This is a genomic window from Aeromicrobium yanjiei (assembly GCF_009649075.1).
In the GTDB taxonomy this organism is placed as follows: domain Bacteria; phylum Actinomycetota; class Actinomycetes; order Propionibacteriales; family Nocardioidaceae; genus Aeromicrobium; species Aeromicrobium yanjiei.
This window is the reverse complement of the sequence record NZ_CP045737.1, coordinates 2,006,001-2,024,470: the sequence shown is the minus strand read 5'-3', so window position 1 is coordinate 2,024,470 and position 18,470 is coordinate 2,006,001. Positions and strand designations below refer to the sequence as shown.

General features: G+C 70.8%; 17 protein-coding genes. 15 read left to right on the top strand and 2 right to left on the bottom strand.

Annotation, left to right across the window (positions count from 1 at the left end; translation table 11 throughout):
- Nucleotides 1-43: 43 nt before the first annotated feature.
- Nucleotides 44-1,051: a GNAT family N-acetyltransferase gene (locus GEV26_RS10020; RefSeq protein ID WP_153652933.1), complete on the bottom strand. Its 1,008-nt coding sequence runs from the start codon at nucleotides 1,049-1,051 to the stop codon at nucleotides 44-46.
- Between the two features lie 241 nt (nucleotides 1,052-1,292).
- Here GEV26_RS10020 and infC point away from each other — a divergent pair, with 241 nt between their 5' ends.
- From infC to pheT, 7 genes are all read left to right on the top strand, one after another.
- Complete coding sequence (gene infC / locus GEV26_RS10015) at nucleotides 1,293-2,054, top strand: translation initiation factor IF-3 (RefSeq protein WP_153655048.1); 762 nt, start codon at nucleotides 1,293-1,295, stop codon at nucleotides 2,052-2,054.
- Nucleotides 2,055-2,249, top strand: a complete 195-nt coding sequence (gene rpmI, locus GEV26_RS10010; RefSeq protein WP_108578165.1) for a 50S ribosomal protein L35 — start codon at nucleotides 2,055-2,057, stop codon at nucleotides 2,247-2,249.
- Nucleotides 2,250-2,292: 43 nt separating this feature from the next.
- Nucleotides 2,293-2,685 carry a 50S ribosomal protein L20 gene (rplT, locus tag GEV26_RS10005; protein ID WP_108578164.1) on the top strand — a complete coding sequence of 131 codons (393 nt, stop codon included), beginning with the start codon at nucleotides 2,293-2,295 and terminating at the stop codon, nucleotides 2,683-2,685.
- A gap of 36 nt (nucleotides 2,686-2,721) precedes the next feature.
- On the top strand, nucleotides 2,722-3,534 hold the full coding sequence (locus tag GEV26_RS10000; RefSeq protein WP_243838693.1) for a TrmH family RNA methyltransferase: 813 nt from the start codon (nucleotides 2,722-2,724) through the stop codon (nucleotides 3,532-3,534).
- 54 nt (nucleotides 3,535-3,588) lie between these two features.
- On the top strand, nucleotides 3,589-4,629 hold the full coding sequence (locus GEV26_RS09995) for a sensor histidine kinase (RefSeq protein ID WP_153652931.1): 1,041 nt from the start codon (nucleotides 3,589-3,591) through the stop codon (nucleotides 4,627-4,629).
- Between the two features lie 73 nt (nucleotides 4,630-4,702).
- On the top strand, nucleotides 4,703-5,806 hold the full coding sequence (pheS, locus tag GEV26_RS09990; protein WP_153652930.1) for a phenylalanine--tRNA ligase subunit alpha: 1,104 nt from the start codon (nucleotides 4,703-4,705) through the stop codon (nucleotides 5,804-5,806).
- On the top strand, nucleotides 5,806-8,322 hold the full coding sequence (pheT, locus tag GEV26_RS09985; protein ID WP_153652929.1) for a phenylalanine--tRNA ligase subunit beta: 2,517 nt from the start codon (nucleotides 5,806-5,808) through the stop codon (nucleotides 8,320-8,322). The genes pheS and pheT overlap by 1 nt, the downstream gene beginning before the upstream one ends.
- Nucleotides 8,323-8,656: 334 nt before the next feature.
- On the opposite strand, the gene GEV26_RS09980 is transcribed toward pheT, so the two are convergent.
- Nucleotides 8,657-9,658 (bottom strand): DUF2207 domain-containing protein, encoded by a 1,002-nt coding sequence (locus GEV26_RS09980; RefSeq protein ID WP_153652928.1) that lies wholly within the window; start codon nucleotides 9,656-9,658, stop codon nucleotides 8,657-8,659.
- Nucleotides 9,659-9,720: 62 nt separating this feature from the next.
- Here GEV26_RS09980 and argG point away from each other — a divergent pair, with 62 nt between their 5' ends.
- Genes argG through argH form a run of 8 tightly spaced genes read left to right on the top strand, consistent with a single transcriptional unit; the run spans nucleotide 9,721 to nucleotide 18,374 of the window.
- The gene (argG, locus tag GEV26_RS09975; RefSeq protein ID WP_153652927.1) at nucleotides 9,721-11,154 is read left to right on the top strand and encodes an argininosuccinate synthase; all 1,434 of its coding nucleotides are present in this window, start codon (nucleotides 9,721-9,723) and stop codon (nucleotides 11,152-11,154) included.
- 38 nt (nucleotides 11,155-11,192) lie between these two features.
- The gene (gene argC / locus GEV26_RS09970; protein ID WP_153652926.1) at nucleotides 11,193-12,239 is read left to right on the top strand and encodes an N-acetyl-gamma-glutamyl-phosphate reductase; all 1,047 of its coding nucleotides are present in this window, start codon (nucleotides 11,193-11,195) and stop codon (nucleotides 12,237-12,239) included.
- Nucleotides 12,236-13,387, top strand: coding sequence for a bifunctional glutamate N-acetyltransferase/amino-acid acetyltransferase ArgJ (gene argJ / locus GEV26_RS09965; protein WP_153652925.1), 1,152 nt, complete (start codon nucleotides 12,236-12,238; stop codon nucleotides 13,385-13,387). Before argC ends, argJ begins: the two co-directional genes overlap by 4 nt.
- A complete protein-coding gene (gene argB, locus GEV26_RS09960) occupies nucleotides 13,384-14,358 on the top strand; it encodes an acetylglutamate kinase (protein WP_153652924.1) in 975 nt (324 codons plus the stop codon). Before argJ ends, argB begins: the two co-directional genes overlap by 4 nt.
- Nucleotides 14,355-15,518, top strand: coding sequence for an acetylornithine transaminase (locus GEV26_RS09955; RefSeq protein ID WP_153652923.1), 1,164 nt, complete (start codon nucleotides 14,355-14,357; stop codon nucleotides 15,516-15,518). Before argB ends, GEV26_RS09955 begins: the two co-directional genes overlap by 4 nt.
- A 5-nt stretch (nucleotides 15,519-15,523) precedes the next feature.
- On the top strand, nucleotides 15,524-16,453 hold the full coding sequence (gene argF, locus GEV26_RS09950; RefSeq protein WP_424923852.1) for an ornithine carbamoyltransferase: 930 nt from the start codon (nucleotides 15,524-15,526) through the stop codon (nucleotides 16,451-16,453).
- Nucleotides 16,450-16,965 (top strand): arginine repressor, encoded by a 516-nt coding sequence (locus GEV26_RS09945; RefSeq protein ID WP_153652921.1) that lies wholly within the window; start codon nucleotides 16,450-16,452, stop codon nucleotides 16,963-16,965. The genes argF and GEV26_RS09945 overlap by 4 nt, the downstream gene beginning before the upstream one ends.
- The gene (gene argH / locus GEV26_RS09940; protein WP_153652920.1) at nucleotides 16,962-18,374 is read left to right on the top strand and encodes an argininosuccinate lyase; all 1,413 of its coding nucleotides are present in this window, start codon (nucleotides 16,962-16,964) and stop codon (nucleotides 18,372-18,374) included. Before GEV26_RS09945 ends, argH begins: the two co-directional genes overlap by 4 nt.
- Nucleotides 18,375-18,470: the final 96 nt, after the last annotated feature.

Genomic DNA, 18,470 nt, shown 5'->3' with positions numbered 1-18,470 from the left:
TGGTCGGTCCCACCGGTCCCGAGATCATAGGAGACGGCCGGTCTCACCCGGTGCGGACCTCCCTCACGTCGCGCAGCGGAACCGTGATGTGCACATTGCCGTCGTGGCGCTCGACGCGGGCCACGAAGCCGGCGTCGCCCACCGCGCGCAGCAGGCCGTCGTTCGAGCCCGCCGTCACGAACGTGAGCCGCTCGGCTCCCTCGCCCTTCGCGCGTCCGGCCGCCTGCCGCAGCAGGAGCGCGCCGATGCCCTGGCCCTGCCAGGCGTCCTCGATGATGAGCCGGAAGGTCCAGACGTCGTCGTCGAGCGCGAGGACGCCGTGCCCGACCGCATCGGCACCGACCTGCACGACCAGCGCGCAGCCGTGGTCCGGGACCACCAGCCGCCGCGCCATGCGCGTGGTCATGGGCATCTTGAGCGGCACCTGGTAGCGGTCGTACAACGTGTCGACGCTGCACCGCTCGTGCAGGGCGGAGACGAGCCCGATGTCGGCGAGCGTCGCCTCGCGGACCGCCGGGATGCTGTCGTGGAGCGGGGACGGGGTGATGAGCGGGACGTCGATGCCGGCGTCGCTGACCAGTGACAGCATCGCCCGGGCGCGCTCGTGCTCGACCGCGGTGAACGGGACCGCCCGGCCGATCTGCAGCTCCGAGCCGTCCCGGCGGGTCAGGACCATGACGTCGTGACCCGCGTAGTCGGCGACGTCCGGGGGCTCGGTCTCCAGCAGCTCGTGCAGCACGTCGGCGATGTCGCGCCCGTCCTCCAGGACCTCGTGGACGCCGCGCAGGTAGCGGATCGCGGGATCGGCGATCGCGTCGTCGTCGACCCGGGTCGCGGCGACCGTTGCGCCGCCGGCGCGCTCGAAGACCTCCGCGACGCGGACGTCGGTCCAGCCCTCGGGCGCGCGGACGACGAGCTCGTCGGTCACGAGCGGCGTGGTGGGGAAGACCTGCAGCGAGACGATGTTCAGCTCGGCCTGTCCGCACGCCAGGGCGATCGAGGCCAGGTTGCCGGGCCGGTCGGCGAGGGTCGTGCGTACGCGCCAGAGCATGGCACCATCGTCGCCCGGCGAGTTTTCCGCGCGACGACATCGGTGTTTCGCGCAGGCAACAAGACGGCCGTTCCGGCGGGTCGGATTTCACGATCCGGCACGGGCGCTGATAACCTTGAGGACGAAGTGGAGGTCACCTCCCACCTGTGTGGTTCCTGACTGCGGGGTAGCGGTTCTCTTGTGTGCGGTGAAGACCGAGATCAAGGGGGCCTTGGTTGCGTATTTCCCTTGCCGGGGAATGATGCGACGGTGGCGTCCGTTTCGTACGGGGGCCTTATTTTTTTGGGCCCTCCACACGACCCCAGGAGGATCCATCACCACAGAGCTGCGCGTCAACGACCGAATCCGAGTGCCCGAAGTACGCCTCGTCGGTCCTGGCGGTGAACAGGTCGGCATCGTTCGTATCGAAGATGCCCTGCGACTGGCTGCGGAAGCCGATCTCGATCTCGTCGAGGTGGCGCCCACAGCTCGTCCGCCCGTCTGCCGTCTCATGGACTACGGCAAGTTCAAGTACGAGACCGCACAGAAGGCTCGCGAGTCCCGTCGGAACCAGACGAACACCATCATCAAAGAGATGAAGCTGCGTCCCAAGATCGATCAGCACGACTACGACACCAAAAAGGGTCACGTCGTCCGATTCCTCAAGGCCGGCGACAAGGTCAAGATCACGATCATGTTCCGTGGACGTGAGCAGCACCGCCCCGAGCTGGGCTACCGCCTGCTGCAGCGTCTCGCCGCCGACGTGGAGGATCTCGGGTTCATCGAGTCCAACGCCCGTCAGGACGGCCGCAACATGACCATGGTGCTCGGTCCGCACAAGAAGAAGTCCGAGGCCCAGGCCGAGGTCAAGGCCGAAAAGGTCAAGAGCATGGATGCGAAGGCCGCCGACAAGGCAGCCGAGGAGGCCGAGGTCAAGGCCCACCGTGAGGCCGCCCAGGCCGTCGCGACCCCCAAGAAGCCCCGTCGTCGTTCAGAGAACCTCGACCCAGACATGGAGGCATAAATGCCGAAGTTCAAGCCCCACTCGGGGATGAAGAAGCGCGTCAAGCTCACCGGCAGCGGCAAGCTGCGTCGCGAGCAGACCAACCGTCGTCACCTCCTCGAGGTCAAGTCGTCGCAGCGCAAGCGCCGCCTCGACGGCACCACGGCCGTCTCCAAGAACGACGTCCCGCGTGTGAAGAAGATGCTCGGTCTCTGACCGCGTTCCCACCCCAAATCCCTAGAATTTAAGGAGAACTGAGATGGCACGCGTCAAGCGCTCAGTCAATGCACAAAAGAAGCGCCGTCAGACACTCGAGCGCGCTGCGGGCTACCGCGGCCAGCGTTCGCGCCTGTACCGCAAGGCCAAGGAGCAGGTCACTCACTCCCTGGTCTACAGCTACCGCGACCGCAAGGCCAAGAAGGGCGACTTCCGTCGTCTCTGGATCCAGCGCATCAACGCTGCGGTCCGCGCCGAGGGCATGACGTACAACCGCTTCATCCAGGGCCTCAAGGCCGCGGGTGTCGAGGTCGACCGCAAGATCCTGGCCGAGCTGGCCGTCAACGAGCCTGCCGCGTTCTCGGCGCTCGTGCAGACCGCGAAGGACAACCTTCCGGCCGACGTCAACGCTCCCAAGGACGGCGCCGCGGCCTGACCGCTGCGACCGTCAAGAGCTGAAGCACGAACCATGGTGGCGAGCACGCCTGGTGAGCTGACCGTCCGTTCAGGACGCGTCAAGCACGCCAGGCGGCTCGCCACTCGTGCGTTCCGGACCGATCGGCGCGAATTCCTCGCCGAGGGTCCGCAGGCCGTGCGCGAGGCGCTCGCCTCACCCGGCACCACCCTCGAGGTGTTCGCGACCGCCGCCGCGACCGATCAGCACACCGATCTGGTGGAGGCCGCCCGCCAGGCCCAGGTCGAGTGGCACGTCGTGACCGACGACGTCGTCGAGGCCATCGCCGACACCGTGCAGCCGCAGGGCGTCGTGGCTCGCTGCGCGATGCTCGACCGGCCGCTGGAGGTGCTGCTGGACCGGTCACCGACGTTCGTGGTGGTCTGCGCCGACATCCGCGACCCCGGCAACGCCGGAGCGGTGATCCGTTGCGCCGACGCCGCGGGCGCGGACGGGGTAGTCCTGGTGGGCGACAGCGTCGATCCCTACAACCCCAAGTCCGTACGTGCGACGGTCGGCAGCATCTTCCACCTGCCCCTCGTGATCGAGCGGGACACCGCGGGCGCACTGCTCGCGCTGCAGGAGGCCGGGTTCCAGGTGCTCGCGGCCGACGGCGGGGGAGACGTCGGCCTGTTCGACGACTCGCTCGACCTGTCGGCCCCCACCGCCTGGCTCATGGGCAACGAGGCGTGGGGGCTGCCGGCCGCGACCCGGGACCTGGCGGACGCGGTCGTGTCGGTGCCGATCTACGGCCGGGCGGAGAGTCTCAACCTCGCCACCGCGGCGGCGGTGTGCCTCTACGCGACGGCTCGGGCGCGACACGACGACTGAAACATCGGGACCGGTCTCGTCGGAACTAGTCCATTGGTACTAGATTCTCTCGTCATGGACTACGACGACTACCCGGACGGCGTCATCATCGCCGGCGCGGACGGGTTGGTCGAGTACGTCAATCCGCGGATCAAGCTCATGGCACGTGCGGTCGGGGACGAGATGCTCGGCATGCACCTGTCCGACGCCGTCCCGTTCGACGACCTCAACGGCAACTCCTGGTACGACTGCAACCGCCCCTACGACGGTCTGAACATCCGTACCCGCACGTCGGAGTCCTCGTGGTGGTCGCCCAAGGGCAGCGAGTACCTCATCACCGCCTCGCTCGTGCGCGAGCGCCGCGGCGGTCCGGTGCAACGGGTCGTCGTCAGTGTGCGCAATGCGCGCATCCGCAACCAGGCCGACCGTGAGCGCTCCGACCTGGTCGCCACGGTGGCGCACGAGCTGCGCTCACCCCTGACCGGCATCAAGGGCTTCACGGCCACGCTGCTGAGCAAGTGGGACAAGTTCACCGAGGAGCAGCGCCAGCTCATGCTGGAGACGGTCGACTCCGACGCGGACCGGCTGAGCCGGCTCATCACCGAGCTGCTCGACGCCGCACGCATCGACGCGGGCCGACTGACCCTCAAGCGTGGCCCGGTCAAGCTCGACGAGGTCGTCCGGCACGTCCTCACGAGCGTGTCCGGCGGTGCGACCGATCCGTTCGAGGTCAGCATCAAGGACGATCTCGACCTGATCTGGGGCGACAGCGACCGCATCCACCAGGTCGTCACCAACCTGGTCGAGAACGCGATGCGCCACGGCTTCGGCCTCAAGGAGGTCGTGGTGCAGAACGAGCGGCACCCCTCCTACGAGGAGGGGGTCGCCCTCGAGGTGCACGACCACGGTCCGGGCATCCCCGAGGAGATGCGCCAGCGCGTGTTCAGCCGGTTCTGGCGCTCGGGTCCGGGTGCCGGCAGCGGCCTGGGGATGTACATCGTGCGGGGCATCGTGGAGGAGCACGGCGGGGTCACCCAGATCGGTGACTCCGAGGGCGGTGGGGCGCGGATCCGGGTCTGGTTCCCGATCAACGAGCCCGACTCGATGACCGACTGACCCTTCCGGGGAACGACCGATAAACTCAGTAGAGCTCGCCCGCTCGACCACCTGTGCTCTCCGGAAGGCATCCATGTCCGCGCCCAACTCCTCGTACGATCCCGTGGAGGTCACCCCGCTGCACGCCGACGAGGTCGAGCGCATGCGGGACGAGGCCCTGGCGGCGATCGCCGCCGCCGTGACCCTCGACGACCTCAAGCAGGTCCGCATCGACCACGTGGGCGACCGGTCGCCGATCGCGCTGGCCAACCGGGAGATCGGTGCCCTGCCCCCGCAGGCGCGCAAGGAGGCCGGCCAGCGTGTCGGTCAGGCGCGCGGCGCGATCAACCAGGCGCTCGCAGCGCGTACGTCCGAGGTCGAGGCGGCCGAGGAGGAGAAGGCGCTCGCAACCGAGGCCGTCGACGTCACCCTGCCGTGGGACGTCGCCCCGGTCGGCGCGCGCCACCCGGTCACGACCCTGTCCGAGCACATCGCCGACATCTTCGTCGCGATGGGCTGGGAGATCGCCGAGGGGCCCGAGGTCGAGGCCGAGTGGCTCAACTTCGACGCGCTCAACCTGGGCCCCGACCACCCAGCACGCACGATGCAGGACACCTTCTGGGTGACGCCGGAGAAGGCTGCGATGGTGCTGCGCACCCACACCTCGCCCGTGCAGGCCCGCACGATGCTGACCCGCAAGCCGCCCATCTACATCGCGTGCCCCGGACGGGTCTTCCGCACCGACGAGCTCGACGCGACCCACTCGCCGGTGTTCCACCAGGTCGAGGGCCTCGCGATCGACGAGGGTCTCTCGATGGCCCACCTCAAGGGCACTCTCGACCACTTCGCGCAGGCGATCTACGGCGACGGCATGACCACGCGGTTCCGTCCGTCGTACTTCCCGTTCACCGAGCCGAGCGCCGAGATGGACCTGCTCTGCTACGTGTGCCACAACGAGCCCGACGCAGTTGCCGACTGCCGCACCTGCAAGGGCGAGGGCTGGGTCGAGTGGGGCGGCTGCGGCGTCGTCAACCCGCGCGTCCTCGTCGCCTGCGGCGTCGATCCCGAGCGCTACTCGGGATTCGCCTTCGGCATCGGCATCGACCGCACCATCACGTCGCGCTACGACATCGCGGACCTCCGCGACCTGTTCGACGGCGACATCCGTTTCACCGAGCCCTTCGGAATCGAGCTGTAATGCGTGTCCCTGTCTCCTGGCTGCGCCAGTACGTCGACCTGCCCGCGGACCTGTCGACGGTCGACCTCGCCGCGCGCCTCACGGCGTACGACCTCAAGCTCGAGGAGATCGCGACCTCGGGCATCAGCGGCCCGCTGACCGTCGGACGTGTCCTTTCCCTGGTCAAGGAGCCGCAGAAGAACGGCAAGACCATCAACTGGTGCCGCGTCGACGTGGGAGCGCACAACGACCCGTCCGTGCCGGACGCCCCGGGCGAGGACGTCCCGTCGCGCGGCATCGTCTGCGGCGCGCACAACTTCGTCGAAGGTGACCTCGTCGTCGTGTCGCTGCCCGGGACCGTGCTGCCTGCGCTCGGCTTCGAGATCTCGGCTCGCAAGACCTACGGGCACGTGTCGGACGGCATGATCTGCTCCGGTGCGGAGCTCGGCCTGTCCGGCGACGCCGACGGGATCATCGTGCTCGAGCCCGGCTCGGCCGAGCCGGGCGCCGACGCGATCGAGCTGCTCGGGCTCGGCGAGGAGGTCCTCGACCTCGAGGTCAACCCTGACCGGGCGTACGCCCTGTCGCTGCGCGGCGTGGCACGTGACGCCGCGATCGCGTTCGGCGTGCCGTTCCACGATCCTGCCGACATCGACGCCGTCACGACCCCGACCGACGGCCCCGGCGCGTACCCGGTCGAGGTCCAGGACCCGACCGCGTGCCCCGTGTTCGCCGCGCTCACCGTGACCGGCATCGACCCGGCCCGGCCGACGCCGGCGTGGCTCGCTCAGCGCATCGAGCTGGCCGGCATGCGGTCGATCTCCCTGGCCGTCGACGTCACCAACTACGTGATGCTCGAGCTCGGCTTCCCGATCCACGGCTACGACCGGTCCCTGCTCAAGGGGCCGCTCGTGGTGCGGCGGGCGACGCCGGGGGAGCAGCTGACGACGCTCGACGGCACGACCCGCACCCTGAGCGAGGCCGATGCGGTCGTCACCGACGACCGGGGCCCCGTGGGCCTGGGCGGCGTGATGGGCGGCGAGGTGGTCGAGATGACCCCGACCACGACCGATGTCGTGGTCGAGGCCGCGGTCTGGTCCGCGCCGATGATCGCGCGGACCGCCCGCACCCAGAAGCTCTCGTCCGAGGCCGCCAAGCGCAATGAGCGCGGCGTCGACCCAACCCTTCCCGCACGCGCCGTGCGCCGGGTCGCCGACCTGCTCGTCGAGCACGGTGGCGGCACGCTCGAGGAGGGGCTGACCCTCATCGGCGAGGCACCCGTGCTGCCCGACATCACGCTCGACGCCGATCTGCCGGCCCGGGTCACGGGTGTCGACATCGACACCGTCGCGGCGGTCGAGGCCCTCGAGGCCAACGGCTGCGAGGTCGGGGTCGACCACCGCTGGCTCACGGTCACCCCGCCCCCGTGGCGCTCGGACCTGACCGATCCGTACGACGTCGTCGAGGAGGTCCTGCGCGTCGTCGGCTACGACCAGGTGCCGTCGGTCCTCCCGGCTGCGCCCGCGGGTCGCGGGCTGACGAAGGCGCAGAAGCTGCGCCGTCGGGCCGGCCACGTCCTCGCGGGCGAGGGGCTCGTCGAGGTCAAGACGTTCCCCTTCGCCGGCGAGGCCGACTGGGACAAGCTCGGGCTTCCCGCGGACGACGTGCGGCGCCGCCAGGTCCTGCTGGAGAACCCGCTGTCCGCGGAGGATCCCGGCATGACCACGACGCTGCTGTCGGGGCTGCTGCGCAGCCTCGTGCTCAACGTCGGCCGCGGCCACTCCGACGTCCACCTCACCGAGACCGGGCGGGTCTTCCTGCCCCGGGCGGGTGACGTGGAAGCCCCGATCTACGGCGTCGACCGCCGCCCGACCGAGGACGAGCTGGCGGCCCTCGACGCTGCGCTGCCCGCGCAGCCGTACCACGTGGGCCTCGTGATGAGCGGCGAGCGCGTCCGATCGGGCTGGGCCGGCGCGGGTCGCCCGGTGGTGTGGGCCGACGCGATCGCGATCGTCCGGCACCTCGCGGCCGCGCTCCACGTCGACGTCGAGGTGCAGCAGGCGCAGCTCGCGCCGTGGCACCCCGGACGGTGCGCTGCGATCGTGCTCGGCGGCGTCGTCATCGGCCACGCCGGCGAGCTGCACCCGCGCGTCCTCAAGGCGTACGGACTGCCGCCGCGGGTCGTCGCGGCCGAGATCGACCTCGACGCGCTGATCGCGGCCTCTCCCGAGGTCGGTCCGCGCCCGCAGTTCTCCACCTTCCCCGTGGCGAAGGAGGACCTCGCGCTGGTCGTCGAGTCCTCGGTCCCCGCCGGGGACGTGGAGGCGACCCTGGCGGGTGCGAGTCCGCTGATCGAGTCAGCGCGGCTGTTCGACGTCTACGCCGGCGAGCAGGTGTCCGAGGGGCACAAGTCGCTGGCGTTCGCGCTGCGGCTGCGCGCCCCCGACCGCACGCTCACCGACGACGACATCCGCGCCGCCCGCGAGTCCGCGGTGGCCGCAGCCCACGAGCAGCACGGGGCGACCCTCCGCGCCTGACGCTGACGCGCGCCTCCCGTCCGCTGAGGGGAGCCCCCGGTCCGCTGACGGGAGCCTCCGGTCCGCTGACGGGAGCCCCCCGGCCTCTGACGGGAGTCCCCGGTCCGGTGAGGGGAGCCTCCCGTCCGCTGACGGGAATGTCCCGTCGGCGTACCGGGGGCTCGCGTCGGCGTACGCAAGCCTCCCGTCGGCGTACCGGAGGTTCGCGTCGGCGTACGTAAGCCTCGCGTCGGCGTACCGGAGGCTCGCGTCGGCGTACGTAAGCCTCGCGTCGGCGTACGTAAGCCTCGCGTCGGCGTACCGGAGCCTCGCGTCGGCGGACGGGAGGCGCGCCTCAGCGGACGGCGGGCCTGCGGGTGAGGAGGCCGGCGCCGCCGACCGCACATCCGGCCACGGGCAGCAGGTAGGCCGTGACGGGCGGGTGCGCAAGGATGCCGATCGCCAGCAGCGCGATCAGCGAGACCCACGCGAGCACTGTCAGGATGACGTGCGGCGCCGCGTGTCGCGAGCGCCGGTCCAGGGCGTACGCGATGCCGCCCAGGGCGAACGCCGCGACGAGCAGTGCTGCCAGGTCCAGGACCGACCGTCCGAGGGCCCGGTCGAGCTGCACCGGCCACGGCGCCGTGACGCGGCCGGGTGCCTCGACGGGCAGCCCGGCGCGGAGCGTGACGGGCGTACGCGCGGGCAGCGCCCCGGTGGTGATCGTGATCCGATCGGAGCCCGTGCCGGTGATGTCGCACGTCGTGTCGGGGTCGCGGCCGGTCGCGCACCGGACGCTCTCGGTGCCGGCCGGCAGCGTGAGGTGAGCCGTGGACCTCTTGATCTCCACGTCCCAGCCTCGTGGCACCACGTCCCAGCGCAGGACGGACGGCGTCCGCGGCTCACGGGAGGTGCCGCTGTCGGCGTCCGAGGAGGAGAGCACACCGTCGACCGTGTAGCGGACCGTGTACGTGTGGGTGCCGGCCGTGACGGCGTCCGCGATCTGCGCGACCCGCACCCGCCGTCCCTGCTGCCACTGCAGCTCGACGGGCTGGCTGCGCCCGTCCACCTCGACCGCGATGTTCTCCGGCACCAGCCTCACGTGGCTGTCGAACGGGTCGCGCAGGTCCCAGGAGCGTGCGACGCCGGGCTGTCCCTCCCGGGTCTCGGTCGTGACCGTCTCCTTCGCCGCGAGCGTCCCGTCGGCGCTCAGGACGTAGTCACCCCGGAAGTCGGTGATGAGCCCCGAGCGCGGATCGATGTCCTGCTGGGGGGCCTGCGACGACGCCAGCACCGGGACGACCAGCAGCCCGACCGTGGCCGCCAGGGCGAGCACGCGTAGGAGGGGCCGCAGCATGCTGGGGATCCTAGACGCACCCAGAATGCAAAGTCTTGCAGGTCCATGCAAGAATGTGAGCCATGTCCAAAGTACTGACCAGCCTTCCCGTCGGCGAGCGCGTCGGCATCGCCTTCTCCGGAGGCCTCGACACCTCGGTCGCGGTTGCGTGGATGCGCGACAAGGGCGCCGTCCCCTGCACCTACACCGCCGACATCGGCCAGTACGACGAGCCGGACATCTCCGGCATCCCGGGTCGTGCGATGGAGTACGGCGCCGAGCTCGCCCGCTCGATCGACTGCAAGCGGCCGCTGGTCGAGGAGGGGCTCGCAGCCCTGGCCTGTGGCGCGTTCCACATCCGCTCGGGCGGACGGACGTACTTCAACACCACGCCGCTCGGCCGCGCCGTGACCGGCACGCTGCTGGTGCGCGCGATGCACGAGGACGGCGTCGACATCTGGGGCGACGGATCGACCTTCAAGGGCAATGACATCGAGCGGTTCTACCGCTACGGACTGCTCGCGAATCCTGAGCTGCGCATCTACAAGCCGTGGCTCGACGCAGCTTTCGTCGCCGAGCTCGGCGGCCGCACCGAGATGAGCCAGTGGCTCACGGAGCGGGGCCTGCCGTACCGCGACAGCCAGGAGAAGGCCTACTCGACCGACGCCAACATCTGGGGCGCGACGCACGAGGCCAAGACCCTCGAGCACCTCGACACCTCGCTGGAGTCCGTCCAGCCGATCATGGGCGTCCGCTTCTGGGATCCGTCCGTCGCGATCGAGACCGAGGACGTGACGGTGTCGTTCGAGGCCGGGCGCCCGGTCGCGATCAACGGCGAGACCTTCGCGGGCGACCCCGTGGCCCTCGTGCACGAGGCCAATGCGATCGGCGGACGGCACGGGCTCGGCATGTCCGACCAGATCGAGAACCGCATCATCGAGGCCAAGAGCCGCGGCATCTACGAGGCGCCGGGCATGGCCCTGCTGCACATCGCGTACGAGCGGCTGCTCAACGCGATCCACAACGAGGACACGATCGCCAACTTCCACCAGCAGGGCCGCCGCCTCGGACGGCTGATGTACGAGGGCCGCTGGCTCGACCCGCAGGCGATGATGCTGCGCGAGTCGATCCAGCGCTGGATCGCGTCCGTCGTGACCGGCAAGGTCACGATCCGGCTGCGCCGCGGCGAGGACTACTCGCTCATGGACACCCAGGGACCGGCCTTCAGCTACCAGCCCGAGAAACTCTCGATGGAGCGCACCGAGAACGCCGCGTTCGGCCCGACCGATCGCATCGGCCAGCTCACGATGCGCAATCTCGACATCGCCGACTCGCGCGCGATGCTCGAGCTCTACGCCGAGCAGCCCCTCGACCAGGGGCAGGTGCTGGTCGAGAACGGCACCCTGTTCGGTGAGCTCCCCGCCGGCGGAGCCACCCGCATCGAGGCCAACCCCGCCGTGAGCGACGCCGACGCAGCACTGCTCGACGCCGCCGCGATGGAGCTCGGCACCGACTGACGACGTACGCCCATGACCAGTTCTGCAAAGGTGGAGACATGACCACGATCACCGTCGCCGTGGCGGGCGCGAGCGGATACGCCGGTGGTGAGGTGCTGCGCCTCCTGCTGTCGCACCCGGGCGTCGAGATCGGCGCCCTGACCGCGGCCTCGAGCGCAGGCACCGCCCTCGGCGGGCACCACCCGCACCTCGTGCCGCTGGCCGACCGGGTGCTGCTGCCCACCAACGCCGAGACCCTGTCCGGCCACGACGTCGTGTTCCTCGGCCTGCCGCACGGGCAGTCGGGCGCGGTGGCCGCGCAGCTGGGCGACGACACCCTGGTCATCGACCTGGGCGCCGACTTCCGGCTGCAGTCCGCCGAGGACTGGACCGAGTTCTACGGGGGAGAGCACGCGGGCACCTGGCCGTACGGGCTCCCCGAGCTCATCGTCGGCGAGGGTCGCCAGCGCGACGCGTTGAGGGGCGTCGATCGCATCGCCGTGCCGGGCTGCAACGTCACGGCGATCACGCTCGGCATCCAGCCCGCCGTCGCGGCCGGGCTCGTGGAGGCCACGGACCTCGTCGCGGTCCTCGCCAACGGCTACTCCGGCGCGGGCAAGGCGCCCAAGGCCAACCTGCTCGCCGCCGAGGGCCTCGGGGCCGCGTCCCCGTACGGCGTCGGCGGCACCCACCGTCACGTCCCGGAGATCATGCAGAACCTGCGGCTCGCCGGCGCGGACGAGGTCTCGATCTCGTTCACCCCGACGCTCGTCCCGATGGCCCGCGGCATCCTGGCCACGACGACGGCCCGACTCAAGGACGGCGTCGACCTCGCTGCCGTGCGCGCGGTGTACGAGGCGGCGTACGGCGACGAGCCCTACCTGCACCTGCTGCCCGAGGGGCAGTGGCCGACCACCGCTGCGACCCTGGGAGCCAACACGGCGCATCTGCAGGTTGCGATCGACGAGCGCGCCCGCCGACTGGTCGTGGTGTCCGCGATCGACAACCTCGTCAAGGGCACCGCGGGCGGCGCGATCCAGTCCATGAACCTCGCCCTCGGCCTCGACGAGACCACGGGCCTCGACACGATCGGACTTGCCCCATGAGCGTCACCGCCGCACAGGGATTCACCGCGCACGGCGTGGCGGCCGGGCTCAAGTCCACCGGCGCGCCCGATGTGGCGGTGGTGGTCAACCAGGGCCCCTCGAGCGCCGCCTCGGCGGTGTTCACGAGCAACCGGTGCAAGGCCAACCCGGTGCTGTGGAGCGAGAAGGCGATCCAGACCGGATCGGCCGTCGCGGTCGCGATCAACTCCGGCGGAGCGAACTGCTACACCGGCGCCGAGGGCTTCGCGACCACCCACCGCACCGCCGAGACCGTCGCCGAGATGCTCGACATCGGCGCGATCGACGTGCAGGTCTGCTCGACCGGCCTGATCGGGCTGCTCAACGACCGTGAGGCGCTGCTGAGCGGCGTCCGTGCGGCCGTCGAGGGCCAGAGCCGCGACGGCGGGCACACCGCGGCGACCGCGATCATGACGACCGACTCGGTCGCCAAGGAGGCCGTCGTGCAGGCGGACGGCTTCACGGTGGGTGGCATGGCCAAGGGAGCCGGCATGCTCGCGCCCGCGCTGGCCACGATGCTCGTGGTGATCACGACCGACGCAGACGTCGACTCCGCGACCGTCGACGCCGCGCTGCGCTCGGCCACCGCCCGGACCTTCGACCGTCTCGACTCCGACGGCTGCCAGTCGACCAACGACACCGTGCTGCTGATGGCGTCCGGTGCCTCGGGCACCACGCCGGACGCCGCAACGTTCACGGATGCGGTCACCGCCGTGTGCCACGACCTCGCGATGCAGCTGCTGGCCGATGCCGAGGGCGCCGACCACGAGATCGCGATCGAGGTCGTGAACGCCGCGACCGTCGACGACGCCCTGGAGGTCGGTCGCTCGGTCGCGCGGAGCAACCTCTTCAAGTGCGCGATCTTCGGCAAGGACCCCAACTGGGGACGCATCCTGGCCTCGGTCGGCACGACCCGGGCGACCTTCGACCCGGCCGATCTCGACGTCGCGCTCAACGACGTCTGGGTCTGCCGCAACAGCGGGCCGGGGGAGTCACCGGACTCCATCGACCTCGAGGCCCGCGCGGTCTCGGTGACCATCGACCTCAAGTCCGGCGACCAGTCGGGCACCATCTGGACGAACGACCTCACCCAGGCGTACGTCCACGAGAACTCGGCGTACTCCTCATGACCCCTGACTTCGACGCACCCGACCACATCTGGAACCCCTCGGAGTGGAAGAAGGCCACGGCCAAGGCTGCCACGCTCGCCGAGGCGCTGCCGTGGCTGAAGAAGTACCACGACAAGGTGATCGTGGTGAAGTACGGCGGCAACGCGATGACCAACGACACGCTGAAGGAGGCCTTCGCGGAGGACATCGTGTTCCTGCGCATGGCCGGCTTCAAGCCCGTCGTCGTGCACGGCGGCGGCCCGCAGATCAATGCGATGCTCGACAAGCTCGGCATCGAGTCGGAGTTCCGTGGTGGCCTGCGCGTCACGACCCCGGAGACGATGGACGTCGTGCGGATGGTGCTCACGGGTCAGGTCGGCCGCGAGCTCGTGGGCCTGCTCAACCAGCACGGTGACCTCGCCGTGGGCATGTCGGGCGAGGACGGCGGCCTGTTCAGGGCTCGTCGGACCACCCCGGTGATCGACGGGGTCGAGACCGACATCGGCCTGGTGGGCGAGGTCGTGGGCGTACGCCCCGAGGCCGTCCAGGACCTCATCGACGCCGGACGCATCCCGGTGGTCTCGACCGTCGCGCCCGACGACCACGGGCAGGTCCACAACGTCAACGCCGACACCGCGGCCGCGGCACTCGCGGTCGCGCTGGGTGCGGAGAAGCTGCTCGTGCTGACCGATGTCGAGGGGCTCTACGCCGACTGGCCCGACAGCACCGACGTGATCGGCGAGATCGGCCCCGAGGCGCTCTCCGAGCTGATCCCCGAGCTGGCCAGCGGGATGATCCCCAAGATGACCGCGTGCCTCAAGGCGGTCGAGGGCGGCGTCAAGCGCGCGACCGTGGTCGACGGACGCGAGCCCCACGCGGTCCTGCTGGAGATCTTCACCGACGAGGGCGTCGGCACGCAGGTCGTGCCCGGCGCCACGACCCGGCTGCGCACCGCGCTGTACGCGACGAGCGTCGACAAGGGGACGTCATGACCACGTGGTCCGAGCGCTACGAGGGTGCCGTCATGAACACCTTCGGCACCCCCGCGCGCATGCTCGTGCGGGGTGAGGGTGCGTACGTCTGGGACGCCGACGGCACGCGATACCTCGACCTGCTGGCGGGCATCGCGGTCAACGCGCTCGGCCACGGTCACCCGGCGATCGTCGAGGCCGTCACCCGGCAGCTCACGACCCTCGGCCACACCTCCAACTTCTTCGCGACCGAGCCGCAGATCACGCTGGCCGAGCGGCTGACCGGGCTCGTCGGGCACGACAGCCGGGTGTTCTTCACCAACTCCGGCACCGAGGCCAACGAGGCGGCGTTCAAGCTCACGCGGCGCACCGGGCGCACCAAGGTCGTCGCGGCCGAGGGCGCATTCCACGGCCGGACGATGGGGGCGCTCGCGCTGACGTCCAAAGAGGCGTACCGCGCCCCGTTCGAGCCGTTGCCGGGCGATGTCGTCTTCGTGCCGTACGGCGACACCGCAGCGCTCGAGGCCGCGGTCGACGACACGGTCGCGGCGGTGCTGCTCGAGCCGATCCAGGGCGAGGCCGGCGTGGTCGTGCCCCCGGACGGCTACCTCCAGGCCGCACGTGACATCACGAGCCGGCACGGCGCGCTGCTCTGGATGGACGAGGTGCAGACCGGGATGGGCCGCACCGGCGCCTGGTTCGCGTACTCCGAGGCGGGCATCGTGCCCGACATCGTCACCGTGGCCAAGGGGCTCGGGGGCGGCATCCCGATCGGCGCGTGCCTCGCGGTCGGACCTGCGGCGACCCTGCTGCAGCCTGGCAACCACGGCACGACGTTCGGCGGCAATGCGGTCGCCACGTCGGCCGCCCTCGCCGTGATCGAGACCATCGAGAACTACGGGCTGCTCGCGCACGTCACCACGATCGGCGACCAGATCCGCCGTGGCCTCCAGGACCACCCGCTCGTCGCGGACGTCACCGGCCGGGGCCTGCTCCTCGGTGTCGTGCTGCGCGAGCCCGTGGCGGCCGAGGCGCACAAGGCGGCGCTCGAGGCCGGGCTGATCCTCAACAACCCCACGCCCGACCGCCTCCGGCTGGCCCCGCCCCTGATCCTGTCCGAGGACCAGGCGGCCGATGCAGTGACCACGCTGCGGTCGGTCCTCGACGAGGTCTCGTCGTGACCCGCGTGCGCAGCTTCCTGCGGGACGACGACCTGAGCCCGCAGGAGCAGGCCGAGGTGCTGGCCCTCGCGGCGGCGATCAAGGCCGATCCGTACGGACGCAAGCCGCTCGCGGGCCCGCAGACGGTCGCGGTGATCTTCGACAAGGCCTCGACCCGCACCCGTGTGTCGTTCGGCGTGGGCATCGCCGATCTCGGCGGCAACCCGCTGATCCTCGACACCGCGACCACGCAGGGCGGCCGCGGCGAGTCCACGGCCGACACCGCCCGCGTCCTGGGCCGGATGACGAGCGCGATCGTCTGGCGGACGTACGCCCAGTCCGGTCTCGAGGAGATGGCGGCCCACGCCGGGGTGCCGGTCGTCAACGCCCTGAGCGACGACTTCCACCCGTGCCAGATCCTGGCGGACTGGCAGACCGTGATCGAGCACAAGGGCCACCTCGCCGGGCTGACGGTGGCGTACCTCGGCGACGGCGCCAACAACATGGGCCACTCCTACCTGCTGGGCGGCGCGACGGCCGGCATGCACGTCCGCATCGGCTCGCCCTCGGGCTACCAGCCGGCCGGGCACATCGTCGACGACGCCACGGCGATCGCCGAGCGTACCGGGGGATCGGTGCAGGTGACCGAGGATCCCGCCGCCGCGATCGGCGGGGCCGACGTCGTCATCACCGACACGTGGGTCTCGATGGGCCAGGAGGCCGAGAAGGACGCCCGGCTGCGGCTGTTCGGCGACTTCTCGATCACCGAGGACGCGTTGAAGCTCGCCGCGCCCGACGCGATCGTGCTGCACTGCCTCCCGGCGTACCGGGGGCTCGAGATCTCCTCGGAGGTGCTCGACGGCCCGCAGAGCGTCGTCTGGGACGAGGCGGAGAACCGGCTCCACGCGCAGAAGGCACTGCTGGTCTGGCTGCTGAGCCAGCCGGAGGCGCGATGAGCGCGGCGGACAGCAAGACCGCGCGGCAGCAGCTGATCGTCGAGCTGCTGTCCCGGCACGCGGTGCGGTCCCAGGGCGAGCTCGTCGACCTGCTGGAGGAGCAGGGCGTCAACGCGACGCCGTCGACGGTCTCGCGCGACCTGGTCGAGCTCGACGCGGTCCGCGTGCGCCACGAGGGCAGCGGGCTGGTCTACGCGGTCCCGGCCGAGGGCGGCGATCGCACGCCCCGGCCCGCCTCCGGCGGCTACGCGGCCCGGTCGAGGCTCGGCCGCATGGTCCGTGAGCTGCTCGTCACGGTCGAGGCCTCGGCCAACCTGGTGGTGCTGCGCACGCCGCCCGGCGCCGCGCAGTACCTTGCCGCCGCGATCGACCACTCCGCCCCCGAGGACGTGCTCGGCACGATCGCCGGCGACGACACCGTGCTGATGATCAGTCGCGACCCCGCCGGCGGCGCCGCCGTGGCGCAACGCTTCACGGACCTCGCCGGTCCGCACCCGAAGGAGAACCCATGACCTCCCACGACCCCGCTGACGGCACGCAGAAGACTGCGCTCTGGGGCGGACGTTTCGCCACCGGCCCGTCGCCCGAGCTCGTCGAGCTGTCGCGGTCGACGCATTTCGACTGGCGACTCGCGCCCTACGACCTCGCGGGCTCGCGAGCCCACGCCTTCGTGCTGCAGGCGGCCGGCCTGCTGAGCCGCGACGACTGCACGGCCCTGATCGCCGGCATCGACGCCCTCGCGGCGGACGTGGAGTCCGGCGCGTTCGTCGCCGAGCCCGGCGACGAGGACGTGCACACGGCCCTCGAGCGCGGTCTGCTCGAGCGCCTCGGACCCGATCTCGGCGGACGTCTGCGTGCGGGGCGCTCGCGCAACGACCAGATCGCGACCCTGTTCAAGATGTACCTGCGCGACCACGGGCGTCGGATCGGCGGGCTCGTCACCGACCTCGCCCGGGCGATCGCGGAGCAGGCCGAGACCCACCTGGGCGTCGCGATGCCGGGACGTACGCACCTGCAGCACGCCCAGCCGGTCCTGCTGTCGCACCACCTGCTGGCGCACGCGTGGCCGCTCGTGCGTGACCTGGAGCGGCTCGCCGACTGGGACGCGCGCGTCGCAGCCGACTCCCCGTACGGCGCCGGCGCCCTCGCGGGATCGTCGCTCGGGCTGGACCCCGAGAAGGTCGCGGCCGATCTCGGGTTCACCGGATCGACCGCCAACTCGATCGACGGCACGTCCGCGCGCGACTTCGTGGCCGAGTTCGCGTTCGTCACTGCGCAGATCGGCATCGACCTCTCCCGCCTCGCGGAGGAGATCATCATCTGGAACACCAAGGAGTTCGACTTCGTCACGCTGCACGACGGCTACTCCACGGGGTCCAGCATCATGCCGCAGAAGAAGAACCCCGACATCGCCGAGCTCGCGCGGGGCAAGTCGGGCCGGCTGGTCGGCAACCTGACCGGTCTGCTCGCGACGCTCAAGGGGCTCCCGCTCGCGTACAACCGCGATCTGCAGGAGGACAAGGAGCCGGTCTTCGACTCGATCGACACCCTCGAGGTCCTGCTGCCCGCGTTCACCGGCATGGTCGCGACGCTGACCTTCAACACCGAGCGCATGCAGGAGCTCGCCCCGCAGGGCTTCGCGCTGGCGACGGACATCGCGGAGTGGCTCGTGCGCGAGGGCGTGCCGTTCCGGGACGCCCATGAGCTGTCCGGGGCCTGCGTCCAGCTCTGCGAGCAGCGCGGCATCGAGCTGTGGGACCTCAGCGACGAGGACTTCGCCGCGATCTCGCCGGCCCTCACGCCCGGCGTGCGCGAGGTGCTGACGGTCGAGGGCTCGCTGGCCTCGCGCGACTCGCGCGGCGGCACCGCCCTCGTCCGCGTCACCGAACAGCTCGCCGAGCTCCGCTCCCGCCTGCCCTGACCCCACCCCCCGATCCGCGACTGGCGCAGTCTGAAGGTTCTGAGACGGCGTGTCGTGCAGAACTGCGCCACTCGCGGATCGGGTTGCGCCACTCGG

Coding starts and splice junctions, on each gene's coding strand:
- argH (WP_153652920.1), top strand. CDS start 16,962: ATGACCTCCCACGACCCCGCTGACGGCACGCAGAAGACTGCGCTCTGG.
- infC (WP_153655048.1), top strand. CDS start 1,293: ATGCGACGGTGGCGTCCGTTTCGTACGGGGGCCTTATTTTTTTGGGCC.
- GEV26_RS10020 (WP_153652933.1), bottom strand. CDS start 1,051: ATGCTCTGGCGCGTACGCACGACCCTCGCCGACCGGCCCGGCAACCTG.
- pheT (WP_153652929.1), top strand. CDS start 5,806: ATGCGTGTCCCTGTCTCCTGGCTGCGCCAGTACGTCGACCTGCCCGCG.
- rpmI (WP_108578165.1), top strand. CDS start 2,055: ATGCCGAAGTTCAAGCCCCACTCGGGGATGAAGAAGCGCGTCAAGCTC.
- GEV26_RS09955 (WP_153652923.1), top strand. CDS start 14,355: ATGACCACGTGGTCCGAGCGCTACGAGGGTGCCGTCATGAACACCTTC.
- argC (WP_153652926.1), top strand. CDS start 11,193: ATGACCACGATCACCGTCGCCGTGGCGGGCGCGAGCGGATACGCCGGT.
- argG (WP_153652927.1), top strand. CDS start 9,721: ATGTCCAAAGTACTGACCAGCCTTCCCGTCGGCGAGCGCGTCGGCATC.
- GEV26_RS09980 (WP_153652928.1), bottom strand. CDS start 9,658: ATGCTGCGGCCCCTCCTACGCGTGCTCGCCCTGGCGGCCACGGTCGGG.
- GEV26_RS09945 (WP_153652921.1), top strand. CDS start 16,450: ATGAGCGCGGCGGACAGCAAGACCGCGCGGCAGCAGCTGATCGTCGAG.
- rplT (WP_108578164.1), top strand. CDS start 2,293: ATGGCACGCGTCAAGCGCTCAGTCAATGCACAAAAGAAGCGCCGTCAG.
- pheS (WP_153652930.1), top strand. CDS start 4,703: ATGTCCGCGCCCAACTCCTCGTACGATCCCGTGGAGGTCACCCCGCTG.
- GEV26_RS09995 (WP_153652931.1), top strand. CDS start 3,589: ATGGACTACGACGACTACCCGGACGGCGTCATCATCGCCGGCGCGGAC.
- argJ (WP_153652925.1), top strand. CDS start 12,236: ATGAGCGTCACCGCCGCACAGGGATTCACCGCGCACGGCGTGGCGGCC.
- argB (WP_153652924.1), top strand. CDS start 13,384: ATGACCCCTGACTTCGACGCACCCGACCACATCTGGAACCCCTCGGAG.